A 20,109-nucleotide genomic window follows, 5' to 3' on the forward strand; every position below is an offset into this window, starting at 1 on the left:
TTGTTTTATTCCCTCTGCGTCTAAAAGGCTATGAATAAAATTTCGGATTGCAGCAATATTTTATTTTCTGTGGATAAGGCCAGGGTTGATCTGGTGCAGTTGCAGGCGTTGTTTAATGCGACGGCCTTTTGGGCGAGGGAACGCTCTTTGGCGGATCTAGAAACGGCGATCGCCTATAGTGATCCGGTGGTGACGGTGTGGGATGGCGATCGCCTCATTGGCTTTACCAGAGGAACCTCAGACGGTGTTTTTCGGGCGACGGTGTGGGATGTGGTGATCCACCCAGATTATCAAGGGTTGGGCCTAGGCCGTAAGTTAGTGGAAACGCTGATTAGCCACCCACGGATGTGCCGAGTCGAGCGGGTTTATTTGATGACCACCCACCAACAGACGTTTTATGAGCGCATTGGTTTTAAAGAAAATGCGACGACTACCATGGTGCTCCACAACCACGAGCATCCGATCAGCGTGATTACCTGTGCGGTTGAGGAAACTGCCCCATTACCTGCATAGTTTGGTCTTGGTAATGGCGGGCCAGGGTCCCCCCGTAGCTCGCCAACAGCTTTTTGCACAGTTGCCACTTCAGAGCCGGAGAAAATTCAAGGGCTTGGGCTAGTTGTTGGACTTCTTCGAGGCTTGGGCGATCGCCTAGGGTTAAATCCGGCACGTGGGTTTCACGCCAAAAATCCGTGGTCTGGGTTGAGGTCAGTTGAAACGTGATTTTATTGGGTTGTTGTAGCCCGTAACTGAGGTGAATTGTTCCTTGTTCAGCCCGTTGTAGGGTGGTGTCGATGAGGGTGAGGAAAAATTGGTGTAGGTGGTGGCGATCTCCAAAAATATCCAGGGTAGCGCCGACCGGATGGGCAATGGCCAAACACAAATTATTATTTTGAGCTTTCACCCTGAGTAGGCTTTCTAGTTCTGCGAGGAGCGTTTCGAGATCAAACCACTCCGCCTGTTTAGAACTTTGACCATAATCTAACTTTGAAACGGCGATCGCCAAATCAAGTAATCCCAGTAATTTTTGGCTGGCGGCATAACTTTCGGCAATAAAGGCCCGTTCTTCAGCGGGATTTTCACACAAATCACTCAAAATGAGCTGCTGTAGCCCCATGATCGTGCTCAAGGGCGATCGCAATTCGTGGGCCACTTGGCCAAAAAACCGCGCCTGAAATTGTCCCCACTGGAGGGCGATCGCCAAATCTGTATTCAAAGCAGAAGGACCATTAGACATAACAAAACATAACTATTTTCACAGACTACGAAACGACCAACGATAAGATCAATCTACATCCTCCAAGATTTTAAGGTTTGGCTGAAATGTTGCGCTATGCTTATTTTCCCGGTTGTGTCGCCCAAGGAGCCTGTCGGGAACTGTACCTCTCCACGGCGGCCCTCACCCAAGCCCTCGACATTGAATTAATCGAACTCAAGCAAGCTGCCTGTTGTGGCTCTGGCACCTACAAAGAAGAATCCCAACTCCTAGAAGATAGCGTCAATGCCCGCAACATCGCGTTGGCTGAATCGCTTAATTTACCCTTACTAACCCACTGCAGCACCTGCCAAGGGGTGATCGGCCATGTTGATGAACGCCTCAAAGCAGCCAAAGACAATAATCCAGATTATTTTTCTCAGGTCAATCATCTCCTGAGTGAATCCCACTGTTCACCCTACAGAGGCACTAGCGAAGTCAAACATCTACTCTGGGCGCTCGTGGGAGATTATGGCCTTGATAAGCTCACCCAAAAAGTAATTAAGCCTCTCCGAGGACTCAAATGTGCCGCCTTTTATGGCTGTTATCTCCTCCGGGTTCAAAATAGTCTTCCCTTTGATGACCCTGTCCAGCCCCATTCTCTGGAGTCTGTTTTCTCGGCGGTTGGGGCAACGCCAATTATCTATGATGGTCGCACCCAATGCTGTGGTTGGCCCCTCTCTAGTTATGCCACAGAACAAGCGTTTCGTCTCGCAGGGAAACATCTACAAGCGGCGATCGCCGCCGGGGCAGATTGCCTTGTGACCCCTTGTCCCCTCTGTCATCTCAATTTAGACTCGCGCCAACCAGAAGTCGAAAAAGTCATTGGCCAGAAATTAGGGATTCCTGTGCTCCATTTGCCCCAATTAGTGGCTCTCGCATTGGGCATTTCCCCTAAGGAACTCGGCCTCGGCAAACATATTGTTTCCACGAAGCCGCTCCTTGAAAAATTGGGTTTTTAAGCAGTAATCAAGGTGGCGATTATTAGAGATTCTGGTACATTCTAACAACTGTAAATCTTGAACATAAACTCTCAAAACTATCTTTGTATGAGGATATGTTTTTGAATTGGTCAGGTGGTTTCTTGGAAATATTGAAAAATACAAACACTCAAGAAATCATTTGATTTTTTCCGATCCGTATAGACTAATCATATGAAAATACCTGAATCTCATAAAAACCTTTTGAAAATCCTCCAAGAAAAAGAATCTCAACAAGAGCCAATAACACAAGATGAAATTCTACAAAAAAGTGGATGGCAAGCTTCTACTTTCCAGACTTATTTAAATAAGGGTCAACTATCTGACTTTTTACACGAATCTAGAGACAAGCATTTTGAAGTTTCTAATACAATAAGCTTATCAGAACAAGAATTTTCACAGCTGCTGTCTCAAAGTAAGCACAGAAGAGGTTTAGGTCATAATTGTAAATCCAAACTTTCTAAAGCTTTGCTTAGAAAGTCAAAAGACAACATGTTATTAGCATTGGAGCTATATAATCGACCATCTCTTGAGAATAGAATTGATGGTTTTGTTCTATGCTTTTGTATCGCGTGGGAACAATTACTAAAAGCGATTCTAATTGAAAAAAATGGAGAAGAATTTATTTTTAAAAAACAAAAAATAGGTCGAGTTAGAGAGACCATTTCACTCAGAGAATGTCTTGAAAATTCATATGATACTAAAGATAAAATTAGAGATAATATTGAGCGTATTCAATTTTACCGAGATCAAGCTGTGCATTTATTGATGCCCGAAGCTCAGGGAATTATGTCTCGTGTTTTTCAATCTGGTGTCTTAAACTATTCAACTGAGTTTCAGAAATTTACACAACAAACTTTTTTTTCTGCTAATCATTCAGGATTACTTTCTTTAGTGGGTGATCTAAAGAATCCCTCTGTCACGGCTTTGTGTAACCGGTATGGAAAAGAAGTTGGAACTGAGATTTTTAATTTGATCAATGACTTAACAGATGATGTTGATCAAAAAGATGACATACAGTTCGCCATTCCATTGGAGGTAGAACTCGTTTTTGCCACTAAAGACAAAAAGGGAAATACTATTACTTTAGCTAAAGCTGAAGATGGCATTGAAGGATTGCGTAAAGCAATCATCGTTTCTAAGCCTAAAGACAGAGAGTTAACTCACCCTTACAAAGAATCTTCTGCTATTCGTGAAATCAATAAAAGACTTTACGAAAGACATTCCGAAGACATCTTAACAAAACATCTAGTCAATCAGAATAAGAAAACAAAAAAATATGAAATAAATACTTACTGCTTTCGTGCTCTTATTGAAAAATTAAAGTGGCGAAATAGTAACAATTTATATCATCATAAAAATAAAGACCCGGAATATCATTATTATTCTGATGCAAGCATTGAAGAACTAATCAAAAAAATCATGGAAAATGAAGATTATCTTAAGAATGCAAGGAGTCATTATTCTGCGAAAATAAAAAAAAGCAGAAATAAGTAAAGTGAGTCAAACAAACATAACCCACTTTTACTTTTTCTTAGACTCTCCAATGTTAGATGGAAGCGATCGCCTGATTTAAAGTTTTACTAGGACGCATGGCCTGACTCGCTTTTTCAGAATTAGCAAAATAGTACCCATCAATATCAACCGATTGACCTTGAGCCGCATTTAACTCCGCCACGATCTTGTCTTGGTTTTCCGTTAAGGCTTGGGCTAAGAGGGCAAATTTCGCCTTTAATTCAGGGTTTTTGTCCTGTTCTGCTAAGGCTTGGGCCCAATACATCGCCAGATAAAAATGGCTGCCCCGGTTATCAATTTCGCCCACCTTGCGGGAGGGAGATTTATCATTGTTGAGGTACTGACTGTTGGCTTTGTTTAGGGCTTCTGCCAAAACGAGAGCATTGTCGTTGCCTGTTTTCTGGGCGAGGTCTTCGAGGGCAACGGCGATCGCCAAAAATTCCCCTAAGGAATCCCAGCGTAAGTGACCTTCTTCAAGGAACTGTTGGACGTGTTTCGGGGCAGAACCGCCCGCGCCCGTTTCAAACAAACCACCGCCAGCGAGTAACGGCACAATCGAGAGCATTTTGGCGCTCGTACCCAGTTCGAGAATGGGGAATAAATCCGTTAGATAGTCCCGCAGCACATTTCCCGTAACCGAAATGACGTCCTGACCAGTTTTAATTTGGGTGCAGGTAAATTTCATCGCATCCACTGGCGGGAGAATGTGAATATCCAAACCACTCGGATCATGCTGGGGTAAATACTCTTTAACCTTGGCGATAATTTTGGCATCGTGGGCGCGGTTCTCATCTAACCAAAATACGGTGGGATTTCCTGTGAGGCGGGCGCGATTAACTGCCAATTTCACCCAATCTTGGATCGCCACATCCTTAGTCTGACACATCCGCCAGATATCGCCTTTTTCCACGGGATGCGCCATTAAAACATTGCCCTGCCCATCAACAACACGCACTTGACCAGCGGCGGCAATTTCAAAGGTTTTATCGTGGGAACCGTATTCTTCGGCTTTTTTCGCCATTAGTCCCACGTTGGCGACACTACCCATGGTTGTGACGTCAAAAGCGCCATTTTCTTGACAGAATTCAATGCAGGCCTGGTACATAGTGGCGTAACAACGGTCGGGAATCATCGCCTTCGTATCGTGGGCCTTCCCGTCGGCTCCCCACATTTTCCCGGAGGTGCGAATCGCTGCCGCCATCGACGCATCAATGATCACATCACTGGGCACATGGAGGTTGGTAATGCCCTTGTCGGAATTAACCATTGCCAAACGGGGTTGCTTGTCATAAACCGCTTGGAGATCCGCTGCGATCGCCGCTTTTTCTGCGGTTGGAAGATTGGCAATTTTGGCGTAAACATCCCCTAAACCGTTATTGGGGCTAACACCTAAGGCTTGGAAAGTATCGGCATATTTCGCAAAAACGTCCTTGTAGTAAACGGTGACGGCGTGACCAAAGAGAATCGGGTCAGAGACCTTCATCATGGTGGCCTTCACATGGAGAGAAAGGAGGATATCTTCGGCTTTGGCAGCAGCAATTTCTTTTTCATAGAAAGCACGCAGGGCCTTGACGCTCATCACCGCAGCATCGACCACCTCACCAGCAAGCACGGGAATGGCTTCTTTGAGAACGGTGACGGTGCCATCGGTGCCTTGATGTTCAATTTTCAGGGTGCCCGCTTGTTCAATAACGACCGATTGTTCACTGCCATAGAAATCTCCCTCATCCATGTGGGCGACGTGGGATTTGGAGTCTTTTGTCCATTCCCCGACTTTGTGGGGATTGTGCCGGGCATATTCTTTAACGGCAGCGGCGACCCGGCGATCGCTATTGCCTTCCCGCAGCACTGGGTTTACGGCACTACCGAGAACTTTCGCATATTTCGCTTTAATATCCTTCTCTGCCTCGGTTTTAGGGTCAGCGGGATAATCCGGCACGTTGTAACCCTTAGTCTGTAATTCTTTGATCGCTGCCGTCAATTGGGGAATGGAGGCACTAATATTGGGCAATTTGATGATGTAGGCGTCGGGAGTTTTTGCGAGAGCACCCAATTCAGCGAGGGCATCGGGGCGGCGTTGGTCGGCGGTGAGATATTCCGGAAAATTCGCAATGATCCGCCCAGCGAGGGAAATATCCTTAGTTTCCACCTCAATATTGGCCGCAGTCGTAAAGGCTTCCACAATGGGGAGTAGGGAGTAGGTCGCCAGTGCGGGGGCTTCGTCGGTAAAAGTGTAGGTAATTTTCGAGGTCTGGTTGCTCATATCGCTTAGGCGTCGTGTCACGGAATGTTTCTCAGCCTAAATGATACATGGCACAGGGTCTAGCCTTGACGCTTCTCCGTCTGGAAATGCTGATAGGGGTCACGCAAAAGGCGATCGCCATCGTTTAGCCGGAGCCAAAGGGGGCGATCGCCAATCTGTTTAGAAATGAAAAATAAAATTAGTCCAAAAAATTAGGCGTGGGTTTTAGAACAGGCCCAAAGTCAAAGACTCATCAATGGGGAAACAAGCACCCGCACCGAGCCAGAGAGTGACTGCCGTCCCAAAGAGGAAAACAGCCATCGCCACCGGACGACGGAAGGGGTTTTGGAATTTGTTGACGCTTTCAATGAAAGGCACCATCATCAAACCCAACGGAATCGCCCCCTGACAAGCAATACCCAGCAGCTTGTTGGGCAGTACCCGGAGGATCTGGAAGACGGGGTAGAGGTACCACTCCGGCAAAATTTCCAGGGGCGTTGCGAAAGGATTACCCGGTTCACCGATCATCGCTGGATCGAGAATCGCCAAGCCGGTAATTAAACCGATGGTTCCCGCAATACAGATGGGGAAGGTAAAGAGAATGTCATTGGGCCAAGCCGGCTCACCATAGTAATTGTGTCCCATGTTTTGAGCCAGTTTTGCCCGGAGTTTTGGATCGCTAAGATCCGGCTTTTTCATGATAGACATGAGTAAAAGTTCTCCTCAACAAGAACGTTGTTTTGAGCAAACGGAAAACCTGATCCTTACAAAGGACCAGAAATACCTTGCTTACGGATCATGAGGAAGTGGGCCAACATGAAGACCGCAATCAACCAAGGTAAAACAAAAGTATGAAGACTGTAGAAACGGGTTAAGGTTGCTTGGCCAACGCTTGCGCCACCCCGGAGCAACTCAACCATTTGGTCGCCCACGACAGGAATCGCCGCAGGTACACCAGACACAATCTTGACTGCCCAGTAACCAACTTGGTCCCAAGGCAAGGAGTAACCAGTTACACCGAAGGAAACGGTGATCGTCGCCATGATGACCCCAGTAATCCAAGTCAGCTCACGGGGACGTTTAAAGCCACCGGTGAGGTACACCCGGAAAATGTGAAGAATCATCATCAAGACCATCATGCTGGCAGACCAACGGTGGATCGAACGGATCAACCACCCGAAGTTCACTTCATTCATGATGTATTGAACGGAAGTAAATGCCTCTGCTACGGTGGGCTTGTAGTAGAAGGTCATTGCGAATCCAGTGGCGAACTGGATAATGAAACAGGTAAGGGTAATACCACCCAGACAATAGAAGATATTGACGTGGGGGGGAACGTATTTACTAGAAATGTCGTCAGAGATCGCTTGGATTTCTAGTCGTTCGTTAAACCACTTATATAATTTGGAGTCGGTAACTTCTTTTGTAAACATGAAGCCTGATTAGAAACGAAAAATCTCTTTACAAAAATGTAACACAGCTTGCTCTGTCAAGTGGTGAAGTAACAGGATTATCGGGCTTTTTGGCGGATATGACGCTAATGGCGTCAGGGCAAATTTTTATGGACGGCGATCGCCCCAGGATAACCCCGAAAACCGTCAAAGGGCTGTTAATTTCGCTATAGTGTTAAAAATAATCAAGTATTTTTCATAAAACTCGACGGATGCTGAGAAAACGTTTACAGGCTGGTCTTTGCAGTCTTTTGCTGGTGTTGGTATTGGTCTTTGGGCCTATGGAGCGGGCGATCGCCTTTACCGACGAACAAGATTTACTGCTCCAGGCCTGGCGTTACGTCAGTCAAGCCTACGTCGATGAAACCTTTAACCACCAAAATTGGTGGCTCATCCGGCAAAAATTCCTGAAGCGGCCCCTCAAAACCCGCGACGAAGCCTATGAAGCTGTGGGTGAAATGTTGGCCCTCCTCGATGATCCCTACACGCGTCTATTGCGCCCAGAGCAGTACCGCAGCCTAAAAGTCAGTACCTCTGGTGAACTGTCGGGGGTCGGTTTACAGATCAATGTCAATCCAGAAGTCGATGTTTTAGAAGTGATTTTGCCTCTGCCTGGCTCCCCGGCAGAAGCGGCTGGCATTGAAGCCAAGGATCAAATCTTAGCCATTGATGGCATTGACACCCGCAATATTGGCCTTGAGGAGGCGGCGGCAAGAATGCGTGGCAAAAAAGGCAGCACCGTTTCCCTCACCGTAAAATCTCCGAAAACAGACACGGTACGCACCGTCAAAGTGACCCGCGACACCATTGCCTTAAATCCTGTCTATGACAAATTAGATGAAAAAAATGGCGAAAAAGTGGGTTACATTCGCCTCAATCAATTCAGTGCCAACGCCAAAACAGAAATCATCAAATCCCTGAATCAGTTGCAAAAACAGGGGGCTGACCGCTATGTCCTCGACCTGCGCAATAATCCCGGTGGCTTACTCCAGGCCGGCATCGAAATTGCACGCCTCTGGCTTGATCAAGAAACCATTGTGTACACGGTCAATCGCCAGGGGATTTTTGAAAGCTACAGTGCTGTGGGCCAACCCTTTACTGATGCGCCCCTGGTTGTCCTCGTGAATCAAGCAACGGCGAGCGCCAGTGAAATTTTAGCCGGAGCACTCCAGGACAATGGCCGGGCCGTGCTCGTGGGGGAAAAAACCTTTGGGAAAGGGCTGATTCAATCGCTGTTTGAATTGCCGGATGGGGCAGGCATGGCCGTCACCGTCGCGAAATATGAAACTCCCCTCCACCATGACATTAACAAGTTGGGGATTATGCCCGATGAGGTGGTGCCCCAGGAGCCGATCGGCTATGCAATGATGGGGAGTGAGACGGATCTGCAATATCAAGCCGCCCTCGATCTATTGACCCAAGACCAGGCGATCGCCCAAATTTCCCAAGCTTCCTAAACCGTTGAATCGACAACCGAAGGCTCTGCCATTTGCTGTGGTGATGTTTGTAGACCCGCTAATTGTTTTGCCTCCGTCGGCACAAATAACATCAAAGCCGCTGCAATCACGAGAAAACTTCCCCCCAAGACCACGGCAGTCAGTCGATTATCCTGGAGCCAATGTTCCATGATCCAGCCAAAGCCCAGGGAAACGGCAATTTCTGGTAACACAATAAAAAAGTTAAAAATGCCCTGGTAAATGCCTCGTCTTTGAGTCGGTAAAGCGTAGGTCAAAATGGCATAGGGGATCGCTTGGGCACTGGCCCAGGCCAAGCCAAAACCAACCATCGAAGGCAAAAGCAGCCAGGGTTGCTGAATTTTTAAGAGGGCAATCAGACTAAAGCCGCCACACAAAAGACAAATGATGTGGATTACCTTGCGACCAACGCGACGGGTTAACCAGGGTAACAGGAACGAGAAAGGAATACAGACGGCATTAAACACCGCAAAACAAAGTCCCGCCCATTCAATGCCTTGGTTATAGAGGGTTGACTGAATATCCACAGCCCCAAAAATATTCCGGGCCACCGCTGGCGGGAAGTAAATAAAAAAACAAAAAATTCCTAACCAGGTAAAAATTTGCACCCAAGCAAGTCGATACATCGTCGGTGGCATTTGTCCCAACACTTGCCAGGTTTCACTGAAGCTCTGGCGGATACCACCCCGTTTTTCCTTGAGTTGGTCGAAGCGGTCTAAATCCGGAGGGGGAGATTCTGAGGTGGTCAACACCGTCCACAGTACAGTGGTGAGAAAAAGCCCGGCACCAATATAAAAAGACCAGGTGACAGATTGGGGAATTTGCTGATCTGGGCCAGTGGTGGAATTAACAGCAAATAAGTGACTCAGGAGCCAAGGCAACATCGAAGCGGCGATCGCCCCTAGCCCAACCATCACGCTCTGCATGGCAAACCCTTTTGTCCGTTGCTGCTGGGGCAGTAAATCCCCAACGAAAGCCCGAAACGGCACCATACTTGTATTGGCACTGGTATCTAAGATCCACAGGAGTCCCGCCGCCATCCAAAGGCTGCCACACTGGGGCATAAGGACTAACGCCATCGACGCTAAGATAGCCCCCACGAGAATGTAAGGGCGACGGCGTCCCAGGGGAGTCCAAGTGTAATCACTTAAATTGCCAATGACCGGTTGTACCAAAAGACCCGTTAGGGGAGCGGCCAACCAAAGAATCGGAATACTGTGGGCACTGGCGCCGAGATGTTCAAAAATAGAGCTCATATTGGCCATCTGCAGGCCCCAACCAAACTGAATTCCCAGGAAGCCAATGCTCATGTTCCACAGTTGCCAGGCATTAAACTCTTGTTTTTGTTGCGGGGAATTGTCCGTTGAGGGGGTTGCGATGGTTGGATTTTGGGAAGATTTTTCTTCCCCAGTAAAAGCCATATAAAATTCTCCAGTTGCCGAGCGATCGCCCTATGGATGAAGTTGAGGACTAGAGGACTATCGCCCATTGGTTGTCATAATTTCATTCTAGCGGCCCAACTTGGTCGCCCCAGGGGAATCGCTTTAATGCTTAGGAGTGAAATGCTTGATCAATATGGGGCTGAGCGAAAACGCTGATCGTTGTCGGGAGCATCTCCACCATCGGCGCGGGTTTCATTTCGCCGCGAAAATCTAGAATTTGGACGAGCAGTAAATAGGCGATCGCCAACAAAAGAGAAATCGCTCCGGTAATAATAGCGGTCAGTTTTCCGCGTTGCATGAATTTGGCCTCGCTTCGTTAATGCATTATGATTGTAGATTGGATTACTTATTATAAAAATTGCTAGGAGATCTTTCGTATGTCCCGTAAGTGCCAGATTACCGGCAAGAAAGCCAATAATGCGATGGCGGTGTCCCACTCCCACCGTCGGACGAAAAAGCTACAAGAAGTTAATTTGCAGTGGAAAAGAGTCTGGTGGCCCGAAGGCAATCGCTTTGTCCGCCTACGTCTTTCCACCAAAGCCATCAAAACCCTTGAAAAGAAAGGCATCGATGCCATGGCTAGAGAAGCTGGTATCAACCTTAACAAACTCTAAGGTCAAAAACGCCAGTTCTTTATTACTTTCACCAGACTTCCATGGGTTGCTATGGAGGTCTTCTTTATTTATTCCTAAAATTTTATAAAATTCAGATCTTTTTTTCGCCTCGTCAGCCCACGCATCAAAAGCTCAAGCCACAAAAAAAGAGGGGCGATCGCCCCCCATTACGCCAAATATTTAATTAAACCAATCTAGACCTTTGCATGAACTTTCAGCGGTTCTGCGGTCGCACTTTGGTTCCACTTAGAAGTACAGAGGATTCGGGAGCGATCGCAGCGATCCACATATTTCTTCGCGATTTCTGTGACCTCTAACATCAATCCCTTATCGAGCTTGGTCGGTTCTAGGCCCATATCGAGGAAACACTGATTATCCACATACAGTTCGTTCTCTGCTGCTTCATTCCGGGGATTTTCTAAATATTGAATTTCCGCCCCAGCGATATTCGCCACCATCTGCGCCAGATCCCGGACGCGGTGGGTTTCCGTCATTTGGTTGAGAATTTTGACCCGTTCCCCTTTCGTTGGAGGATTACTAATCGCCAGCTCAACACAACGCACCGTATCTTGAATATGAATAAAAGCACGGGTTTGGCCGCCAGTACCATGGACAGTCAGCGGATGGCCTACGGCTGCCTGCATCAAAAAGCGATTCAGCACGGTGCCATAGTCACCATCATAATCAAAGCGGTTGATGAGCCGCTCGTCCATTGCTGTTTCTGCGGTGTTGGTACCCCAAACAATCCCTTGGTGCAAGTCAGTGACGCGGACTTGGTCGTTTTTGTTGTAGTAGGCAAAAAATAGTTGATCCTGGGTTTTGGTCATGTGATAGATGCTGCCAGGATTTGCCGGGTGCAGAATTTGCTTCTCGATCACTTTGCCTTCTTCGGTGACCACTTGAACATCGAGGTAGCCTTCGGGGATCTTCATCCCAGCGGTACCGTAACCATAAACCCCCATGGTGCCGAGGTGTACCACGTGGATATCAAGGCCGGATTCCACAATGGCGCAAAGTACGTTATTGGTTCCGTTTAGATTGTTATCGACGGTATAACGCTTGTGCTTAGGAGACTTCATGGAGTAAGGGGCGGCCCGCTGTTCGGCGAAGTGAACGACCACATCCGGTTGATAGTCAACGAATAGCTTGAGAAGCTGGTCATATTCGTGGGCAATATCGAAGTTGAAGAACTGAATTGTTTTGCCAGTGAGTTCTTTCCATGCTCTGAGCCTGACCGACATTGGGCTAATCGGCGTCAGTGATGTCACTTCCAGTTCGTTATCAATGTTTCTTCTGGAAAGGTTATCAACAATAACAACATCATGACCTGTTTTCGACAGATGCAATGCTGTGGGCCAGCCGCAAAACCCATCTCCACCCAGAACAATAATTTTCATGGATTCAACTCCTTAGGTTTTTTATTTTGGTGCTTTAAAAAGTAGTGTGCATGGTGTGTACTCCCGGAAAATTTTTTGGGGTTCATGGTACGCCATACATATATTCCCGAGTTTGTAGAAAAGGATGACTTCAAAGGGGATGTCGGGTATTTGGATCAAAACAAAATGCTCGAAATTAAAGCAAATCGTTGAAATCATCCCACATTATAGACGGTTGGGTCGTTCCCTGAGATCATCTTGGACGGGGTTAATGGACTTTTAATCCAGGCTAGCGTAGGGATAAATCGCTGTTAATCTGGGCTTAAAACCTAGGAGCTGACAAATTACAGGCAAGGCGATCGCCACCTAATGCCTTTGGACTAGCGCCTTTCGACTAGGGCAAATGGGGAAACTCAGACTCTCCGGCGACAACAATGCGATTACGCCCCTGTTGTTTGGCTAAATAGAGGGCTTGGTCAGCTTTTTTCACAAACGTTAGGGGTTTTTCCTGGCTCTGGGGGATACCACTGACAACACCAAGGCTGACGGTAACAATTGCCTCATTTATCTCCGTTGCATTGTGGGCAATCTGAAGCTCTAAAACAGTCCGTCGAATCCGCTTGGCGACGATGGTTGCGCCTTCCTGAGTCGTGTTCGGTAAGACAACCACAAACTCCTCTCCCCCATAGCGGGCCACCAAATCTGCCGGTCGTTTGAGGAGGTGTTTCACTGCTTGGGCAATTTGAATCAGACATTCATCTCCCTGTTGGTGACCATAGGAATCGTTGTAGCGCTTGAAGTAGTCCACATCAAAAAGAATTAAAGCGAGGGGTTTTTGCTCGCGGTAGAGACGATGCCACTCCGCCGTGAGCCGTTGATTAAAACAACGTCGGTTGGCAATTTGAGTTAAACCGTCTAAATGGACTAATTTTTGTAATTCTTGGTTGGTCTGCCGGAGGAGTGCTTCACTACGACGTAATTCTTTTGTTCTTTCTAAAATGAGCTTTGTGGAATTATCCAGAGCTTTCTTTAGGGAAGTTTGGGCGCGGCTCCGTTCTTCCACGACCGCTGAGAGGAGCAGAGAACTGAGGGCAAATACCCCCATAAAGGACTGTAAAAACAATAAAGATTGATTTTGGGACTCTAAAACAAAGACACCCAAACCATGGGCAGTTGTATAAATAGCCAAGATAGAAACAATGCTGACCAATAGGCTTGACACAAAAGCACCGTAGCGAAACACTGTCCAATTTAAAATCAGCAGCAATAGGTAAGCAACGGGATAACTTTGAATAAAAATACTCCAGCTCACACTGATGAAAACAGCTAAAATCAGCAACATCTCGATGACATGGTAGGGGATTTTTCGGCTAAAAAAGTCCTTCCCCAGGAGAATTACCGGGGTGAAAATCAAGTGAGCTAAAGTGCTCGCCAGCCACCAAGTAAACCAATTTAAGCCATACTGTCCCCATTCCATACGTTCTGCAAACACAATACTGGTGACACCAATAAATGCAGAGGCCATTGGCGAAAGGGTTGCAGCCGTGATGTAGGTTAAAACGCCCCGAACTTGATTAAAAAAATGTCGGCTCTGGGAATATTTTTTCAGGATAAAACGGGCTAACAGAGGTTGTACTAAATTGCCAGCAATGCAACCAAAGTTGACCCAAAAGAAAGCCTGAATACTAATATTTGGATCCCGTTCGATCAAATCAAAAGAAATAACCCAAAGGGAACCTAGGGCAATACTCGGTAAGATTTTATTGCCAAAAAGAAGAATTAAACCCAATGTCAATCCCGAAGGAAGCCATACTGAAGCGACGGTTCCCGGCAGGGTGGTAAAAATTAGACTGATTTCCGCGGTCCAGGCATAGGTGATCGCCAAGCAGATATTGAGGCCGAACCATCGCAGCCATCGACTGTGTAGCAGTCGGAGAAAATCCATAGTACCAGTAATTGGGGAGGAACGTTAACAAGAATTAAACAGCAAAAAGAAACTGGTTTCTACCAGCTCAAAATCGGTCTTCTAATAGGTTATCGGGGCTTAAAAAGATAGTCTGCGAAATAGGAATATAGTTATCATAGGTGAGAAATTGGGTTTCAAAAAATATGATTTTTATGAGTTTTTAAGGTGGAGAAAGACGGCGACGGCGTGGCACTAAATGTCGCGGAATTTCCCAATATTGACTAGCTTGCCCAAGGGGATACCATAAAGCATCAGTTTGGGTAATATGAATTGTTTTTTGGGGGAGCAAATCCGGCTGAATGTCTAAGGTGTGAATAATTTCTTGGGCAATTTTTTGGGCCAAGAGCGGCAGCACGGCATTACCAATTTCCCGGAAGCCATGCCAAACCTTGCGATGAAACTGAAACCAATCGGGGAAGGTATGTAGGCGGGCAGCTTCGCGAATCGAAATACAGCGGGGCAGTTGGTAATGAATCGGCCTAGGAGCCGTAAAGGAGCCTTTTTCGGTGGGAGTGCCGGCCCGTAAAGTATTGCTGAGACCCTGGGCATCCAGCTTAAAGAGGCGACTAATGGCTTCTTTTTTGCCAGGGGGAGTGGCTCGGAAACGGGCTTGGATTTCGGGTTGATGCTGAGAACCAAGGTGGCCCCAGAGAAAATTAGGTTCTAGGTGGCGGGAATGGCAATGGCGAAACTGCTCATGGAGCGATCGCCCAAAGGTTCCCAAAGGTTCGGGGGGGACAATGCCCCGGTCAATGTCTGTAAAAACAGGGATAGTTTCTAAATCGGCGATCGCCTCGTGGACAGTGACATAGGGTGCTAGGCCGGGGCCATGGCTCGGCGCTGGATAGGCTACCGGGGGGACATCCCGACGATATCCCAAGAGAATTAAGCGTTTACGTCGTTGGGGAGCACCATAGTCAGCACCATTGAGCACCTGGGGGGGCAAAACATGGTAGCCAGCCTCCCCTAAAGATTGGCAAAGCTGTTTTAGCATCCCTTGGTGGCGTTGCCCAGTCAGGCCCTGGACATTTTCAAAAATGAAATATTTGGGTTGAATGTCCCGCAACAGACGGACATATTCAAAGATCAATTGATTGCGCGGGTCACCCAATTGTCGTTTGCCCATCACCGAAAATCCCTGGCAGGGAGGGCCACCCGTGAGTAAATCAATGTCTGCCGTTGGATAGCCACGCCGTTCGATAGCTTGGCGCATTTCTGGCCATTGCAGGTGACGAATATCCCGGCAAAAAGTGACGCCATAGGGAAAATTGACTTCGTGAACGAGGGCATGGACGGGATCAATCTCTACCGCTGCGACCACATCAAAGCCCGCCGCTTCTAGCCCCAGGGACATTCCACCGCATCCGGCAAACAAATCAATGGCTAGGGGCCTTTGGTTCACGGTGCGCTCCCAGTAAGTGTTTGCAATTCTCTTTAATGCTAAAGGGTTTTGGCCCTATAGAGCTTGGCAAAGGTGACGAAAATGATCGCCCCGGTGCTCGAAACTGCGGTATTGATCGAAGCTGGCACAGGCGGGAGAGAGGAGCACTGTTTTCGGTTGATGGGTCGGAATTAAGGCAACACTGCGGGCGATCGCTTTTTCTAGGGTTTCGACAATTTCGTATTGGGTGTAATCGCTCTCTTGGAGGAATTGGGCAAACTGGGGAGCCGCCTCACCAATTAAAAGTACCGTCGCTGCCTTTTCTTTAATTTTTTCGATCCAAGCCTCCGCGTTACCTGCTTTGGGTTCGCCCCCAGCAATGAGAATCACTGGGCCAGGGGCCGCATTTAAGCCCACCTCGGCGGCGTCGTAGTTGGTTGCTTTACTGTCGTTGATAAAATCAACCCCCTGGTGCTGGCGAATGAACTCAAGACGATGGGGCACACCCGGAAAGGTAGCAATGGCTTTGGCGATCGCCCCTTTGTCAATATTTGCTAACCGGGCGGCGGCGATCGCCAAGAGTAAATTCTGGAGATTATGGTCGCCGACCATTTTGAGTAGAGAAACCGGAATTACCAATTCCCCAAAGGCTTTCACCCAAGCATCCTGGATAAATACCCCCCGTTTAGGATCGCACGGTAAATGTTCTGCTCCCTTGATGCTTGTCCAATAGGCGTCGGGCCATTGCTCTGCCTGCGATCGCAAAAACGGATCATCCCCATTCAAGATCTGGCGACGACTACGCTGAATGAGGGACGCTTTAATGCTGTGATAATTGTCGAGGGTGTAGTGGCGGGCGAGGTGGTCTGGTGTGAAGGTCGTCCACACGCCAATTTGAGGACAGAGGGTCGGCGCAGATTCGATCTGATAGCTACTAATTTCGGCCACGATCCACTCCGGGGTGGCTTCTCCCAACGCAAGCTCACAGGCGGCATGGCCAATATTCCCGCAGGCAGGGCCACCCCGACCCGCTACCTGAAAAATTGCTTCGACCAGGGCCGTAGTGGTGGTTTTACCATTGGTGCCTGTAATGCCGACCCAGGGTTTTTGGTCTAAATTGCGCCAGGCCAGTTCCATCTCGCCAATGGTGTCAATGCCTTGATCCCGCGCCTCTTTCAGAAAAGGAATATCCCAGGGCACCCCCGGACTGACGACGATTAAATCCGGGCGATCGCCTTTTTCCAAACTGGGGGTATGGCCAAGTTTGACCGTAATCCCTTGGGCCGACAGCTCCTGTTGTACTGCCACGAAGGATTCATCCGTTTGGCGATCGCCTAAGACCACCTCCCAACCTTGTCGCTTTAAAAGCCGTGCTGCCGCAATTCCTGAACGACCAATGCCAATGACGAGCGCCTGAGCCATACCATCTCTGTCGAAATAATGTGATCGCTGATTGTACCGAATTATGGCCGCTTTCCCCTAACCAAATCGATAGCCAAAGCCCCGCACTGTGATCAAATATTCCGGCTGACTCGGATCTAACTCTAACTTTTCCCGTAACCAGCGGATATGCACATCTACCGTTTTTGTATCCCCTAGAAAATCAGCACCCCAAACCTGTTCAATTAACTGATCCCGTGACCAGACCCGGCGCGGATAGCTCATAAACAGTTCCAATAAACGATATTCCTTGGGCGACAAACTCACTTCCTCACCCCGCACCGTCACCCGACACTCCTCCGGGAACAAAGAAATATCCTTAAACTGACGTACCGAATTTTTAGGCGTGCTCCGGATAAACTGCTGACGCCGCAACAGCGCACGGCACCGGGCCACCAACTCCCGCAGACTAAACGGTTTGGTTAAATAATCATCCGCACCCACCTCTAGGCCCAATACCCGGTCTGTCTCACTCGCCTTGGCACTTAGAACTAAAATCGGAATTGTGTTTCCCTGATATCTCAAAAAACGACATAGATCTAAGCCATTCACTTCCGGCAGCATAATATCTAGAATCACCAAATCCAGAGGCATATCCGGGGCATTGAATTCTGGATTTTGCAGCATATTCAAGCCTGTGCGGCCATTATCCGCAAAAAAGACCTCATAGCCTTCTTCCTCTAAACCCATCACAATCATGTCACGAATGACTGCCTCGTCCTCCACTACTAGGATCCGTGCTTTCGTCGATAGCTCAGCATCTAGGGTATGTGACATCAAATCAAGGGAGAGCATAAAAATAAATTATTTACAGGGTTACGCCAACATATACATCAAAAGGCAGAGATTTGGCTAGTACATTGTGATTTCCTATACATTCACACTGCCAAGTTTAGCCAGGGTCAGGATTTAGTCCATGAGTTGTAAATCACCAGCTAGGGTTTGTGCCTGTTGTCGCACAAACCCCACCTCCTCCGCTAGCCAAGTCCGGACTTCATGGTGATGAGCCGCTAATAATCCCCACAAACGTTGATCGACGATGATTGGCGCAACCAGATCTGCCCGCACCCGAATTGATCGCAAAAAGTCCAGGTGACAAGGGTCAAAATCACTTGCCTCAATATCTGTAATTTGTAGGATTCTGCCTTGGAGATACCGTTGGGCATAATCACCATTAAAACAATCATCGGCCCCCGTCGAGCCTAAAATCGAAAATTCACTCTGGCTCAGGGATTCAATGATCACCTGCCCTTTCCATTCCCGGTAGAAATAATAAATGACAACCCGACTCACCCGGAGTTGCCAGCGTGTTTGATCAGTGGCCTGTTGTAGCAATTGATTACGAGTCAGGGTGCGATTTAATCGCTCGTTCACTCGATTAAGACTTCGATCAAACATATTCGACTGCTAGTTTTATTACCTTCGATTTTATAAAGATCTCCTTCACTTTGGGAATTAATGATGAATTTCCTCGGAGGGCGCTCCAGTTTTAACCTGCTTTGGCAAGGGATTTGTCTTGAACAAAAAAGCCCTGACAAACCGTAGTGGCTCCCAGGGCAGAGATTAACAACTTGCTGAAATTGCACGATAGTGTGACTAGCAGAAGCTCACAGCAACGTTTTTAGTAAACTTCCACATGCCAACGGTGTTCTTTTTTCATGGAGCGGCGCATTTCTTCCCAATTGAGACCACGCTTCTCTGCTTCGGCGGTAAAGGTTTCGTCAATGGGGGGTTGCATGCCCTTGAGACCACACATATAAACATGGGTATTGGGTTTTTGAATCATCTCAAAGAGTTCATCAGCATATTCGCTAACGCGGCTTTGAACGTAAACCTTGCCACCATCGGCGGTCTTCTGTTCGCGGCTAATGGCGTAGGTTAGGCGGAAGTTGTCAGGATTTTCCGCGGCCATTTTTTCGAAGTCGTCTTTATAAAGGATATTGGCAGTATAGGGGACACCGAAGATGAGCCATGCCTTGCCTTTAAATTTGTAGTCTTCGTGCTGCTCTTTGAACATCCGCCAGAGGAAAGCCCGGAAAGGTGCAATCCCAGTGCCGGTAGCGAGCATGACGACAGTTGCGTCTTCGTCATCGGGCAGCAGCATTTCTTTCCCAACGGGGCCAGTGATCTTGACGTCATCTGTGCCGACAGGAAGATTACAGAGATAGGTGGAGCACACACCATAAACTGTTTCGCCAGATTCGGGATCTTGGTATTCGAGTTGACGAACACAGAGGGAGACGGTCTTGTTGTCTTCCATATCGCCATGACGGGTAGAGGCGATGGAATAGAGTCTGAGCTTGTGGGGTTTCCCGTTTTTGTCTTCACCGGGAGGAATAATCCCAATACTTTGACCTTCTAGGTAGCGCAGATCGCCTTCGGAAATATCGAAGGTTACGTGACGCACGGTGCCGCTGCCGCCTTCGTCAACAAGCTCGTAGTTTTCGATACATTTGCCGAGGAAGGGGGTCTTCGGGCGATAAATATTAACTGGAACTGAGGTGTCGGTGGTTTTGGGGTGAACGATTTTTGTCGAAGAAGCCATAGGAGATTGTGCAGATGCTTGGGCGGAGGACTGGCCTTCACTCACAATCTGGGCTGCATCTTCTGCGGGACGGATACTAACGATTTTGCCTCCCAGTTTGGTAATGCGTTGCATTTCCTGGTTCATTCTGGCATAGGGCACAGTAATAAATGTGGTGCCACTTTTACGAACGAGGGAGTTTTCGTTACGACCGTCGCCACCCAGACCAACAACTTCGTAGATAAACAGACGATTGGCGTAGGATTGATTTCCAGTAGAGTTTGCTGTGCTAGTGATACCGTACATTATGTGCAGTTTCCCAATTATTTTGATTTATCAGTTTTTTTGATCTTAAAGGGGGTGGATCGTCGGTACAAACCGCTTTTTCCCGCTTTAGAGTCAAGATTATAAGGGCTTTACTCCATTTAGACTATCATTGTGCTGCCCATGC

At 47.7% G+C, this 20,109-nt stretch carries 18 protein-coding genes; 5 read left to right on the forward strand and 13 right to left on the reverse strand.

The features are described 5' to 3' along the window. Positions 1-39: 39 nt before the first annotated feature. Positions 40-513: a GNAT family N-acetyltransferase gene (locus AWQ24_RS04290; RefSeq protein ID WP_315862041.1), complete on the forward strand. Its 474-nt coding sequence runs from the start codon at positions 40-42 to the stop codon at positions 511-513. On the opposite strand, the gene AWQ24_RS04295 is transcribed toward AWQ24_RS04290, so the two are convergent. Beyond that, on the reverse strand, positions 473-1,234 hold the full coding sequence (locus tag AWQ24_RS04295) for a sensor histidine kinase KdpD (protein WP_065716104.1): 762 nt from the start codon (positions 1,232-1,234) through the stop codon (positions 473-475). The genes AWQ24_RS04290 and AWQ24_RS04295 overlap by 41 nt on opposite strands. A gap of 86 nt (positions 1,235-1,320) precedes the next feature. Between AWQ24_RS04295 and AWQ24_RS04300 the strand changes: the two genes are divergently transcribed. Beyond that, positions 1,321-2,214 carry a CoB--CoM heterodisulfide reductase iron-sulfur subunit B family protein gene (locus tag AWQ24_RS04300; RefSeq protein WP_065716105.1) on the forward strand — a complete coding sequence of 298 codons (894 nt, stop codon included), beginning with the start codon at positions 1,321-1,323 and terminating at the stop codon, positions 2,212-2,214. A 192-nt stretch (positions 2,215-2,406) separates the two neighbouring features. Further along, entirely contained in the window at positions 2,407-3,729 is a 1,323-nt protein-coding gene (locus AWQ24_RS04305; protein WP_065716106.1) for a DUF3644 domain-containing protein, read from the forward strand. 52 nt (positions 3,730-3,781) lie between these two features. Here the strand turns inward: AWQ24_RS04305 and AWQ24_RS04310 are convergent, their stop codons facing one another. The 3 genes from AWQ24_RS04310 to petB all read right to left on the reverse strand — a co-directional run bounded on the left by AWQ24_RS04310 (position 3,782) and on the right by petB (position 7,422). Beyond that, on the reverse strand, positions 3,782-6,010 hold the full coding sequence (locus AWQ24_RS04310; RefSeq protein WP_065716107.1) for an NADP-dependent isocitrate dehydrogenase: 2,229 nt from the start codon (positions 6,008-6,010) through the stop codon (positions 3,782-3,784). Positions 6,011-6,214: 204 nt separating this feature from the next. After that, positions 6,215-6,697 carry a cytochrome b6-f complex subunit IV gene (gene petD, locus AWQ24_RS04315; protein WP_012306469.1) on the reverse strand — a complete coding sequence of 161 codons (483 nt, stop codon included), beginning with the start codon at positions 6,695-6,697 and terminating at the stop codon, positions 6,215-6,217. Between the two features lie 56 nt (positions 6,698-6,753). Further along, the gene (gene petB / locus AWQ24_RS04320) at positions 6,754-7,422 is read right to left on the reverse strand and encodes a cytochrome b6 (protein WP_012306470.1); all 669 of its coding nucleotides are present in this window, start codon (positions 7,420-7,422) and stop codon (positions 6,754-6,756) included. A 230-nt stretch (positions 7,423-7,652) separates the two neighbouring features. On the opposite strand from petB, the gene ctpA reads away from it, so the two are divergent. Then, on the forward strand, positions 7,653-8,897 hold the full coding sequence (gene ctpA, locus AWQ24_RS04325; RefSeq protein ID WP_198158693.1) for a carboxyl-terminal processing protease CtpA: 1,245 nt from the start codon (positions 7,653-7,655) through the stop codon (positions 8,895-8,897). Here the strand turns inward: ctpA and AWQ24_RS04330 are convergent. Then, on the reverse strand, positions 8,894-10,336 hold the full coding sequence (locus tag AWQ24_RS04330; protein WP_065716108.1) for an MFS transporter: 1,443 nt from the start codon (positions 10,334-10,336) through the stop codon (positions 8,894-8,896). The genes ctpA and AWQ24_RS04330 overlap by 4 nt on opposite strands. Positions 10,337-10,466: 130 nt before the next feature. Further along, complete coding sequence (locus tag AWQ24_RS04335; protein ID WP_062432939.1) at positions 10,467-10,655, reverse strand: hypothetical protein; 189 nt, start codon at positions 10,653-10,655, stop codon at positions 10,467-10,469. Between the two features lie 79 nt (positions 10,656-10,734). Between AWQ24_RS04335 and rpmB the strand changes: the two genes are divergently transcribed. Next, positions 10,735-10,971: a 50S ribosomal protein L28 gene (gene rpmB / locus AWQ24_RS04340; RefSeq protein WP_012306474.1), complete on the forward strand. Its 237-nt coding sequence runs from the start codon at positions 10,735-10,737 to the stop codon at positions 10,969-10,971. A gap of 194 nt (positions 10,972-11,165) precedes the next feature. Here rpmB and AWQ24_RS04345 read toward each other — a convergent pair whose 3' ends face one another. From AWQ24_RS04345 to petH, 7 genes are all read right to left on the reverse strand, one after another. Further along, positions 11,166-12,368 carry an NAD-dependent epimerase/dehydratase family protein gene (locus AWQ24_RS04345; RefSeq protein ID WP_062432942.1) on the reverse strand — a complete coding sequence of 401 codons (1,203 nt, stop codon included), beginning with the start codon at positions 12,366-12,368 and terminating at the stop codon, positions 11,166-11,168. Between the two features lie 373 nt (positions 12,369-12,741). Continuing rightward, complete coding sequence (locus tag AWQ24_RS04350; protein ID WP_065716109.1) at positions 12,742-14,292, reverse strand: diguanylate cyclase domain-containing protein; 1,551 nt, start codon at positions 14,290-14,292, stop codon at positions 12,742-12,744. Between the two features lie 181 nt (positions 14,293-14,473). Continuing rightward, a complete protein-coding gene (locus AWQ24_RS04355) occupies positions 14,474-15,715 on the reverse strand; it encodes a DNA cytosine methyltransferase (RefSeq protein ID WP_065716110.1) in 1,242 nt (413 codons plus the stop codon). Positions 15,716-15,769: 54 nt separating this feature from the next. Then, positions 15,770-17,116, reverse strand: coding sequence for a UDP-N-acetylmuramoyl-L-alanine--D-glutamate ligase (gene murD, locus AWQ24_RS04360; RefSeq protein ID WP_065716111.1), 1,347 nt, complete (start codon positions 17,114-17,116; stop codon positions 15,770-15,772). 57 nt (positions 17,117-17,173) lie between these two features. Continuing rightward, positions 17,174-17,929 carry a response regulator transcription factor gene (locus AWQ24_RS04365; protein ID WP_012306479.1) on the reverse strand — a complete coding sequence of 252 codons (756 nt, stop codon included), beginning with the start codon at positions 17,927-17,929 and terminating at the stop codon, positions 17,174-17,176. 114 nt (positions 17,930-18,043) lie between these two features. Further along, positions 18,044-18,508, reverse strand: coding sequence for a GAF domain-containing protein (locus tag AWQ24_RS04370; RefSeq protein ID WP_232318869.1), 465 nt, complete (start codon positions 18,506-18,508; stop codon positions 18,044-18,046). Between the two features lie 247 nt (positions 18,509-18,755). Beyond that, positions 18,756-19,964, reverse strand: a complete 1,209-nt coding sequence (gene petH, locus AWQ24_RS04375; RefSeq protein WP_012306481.1) for a ferredoxin--NADP reductase — start codon at positions 19,962-19,964, stop codon at positions 18,756-18,758. Between the last annotated feature and the right edge of the window lie 145 nt (positions 19,965-20,109).

This window comes from Picosynechococcus sp. PCC 8807 (assembly GCF_001693295.1).
GTDB lineage: Bacteria > Cyanobacteriota > Cyanobacteriia > Cyanobacteriales > MRBY01 > MRBY01.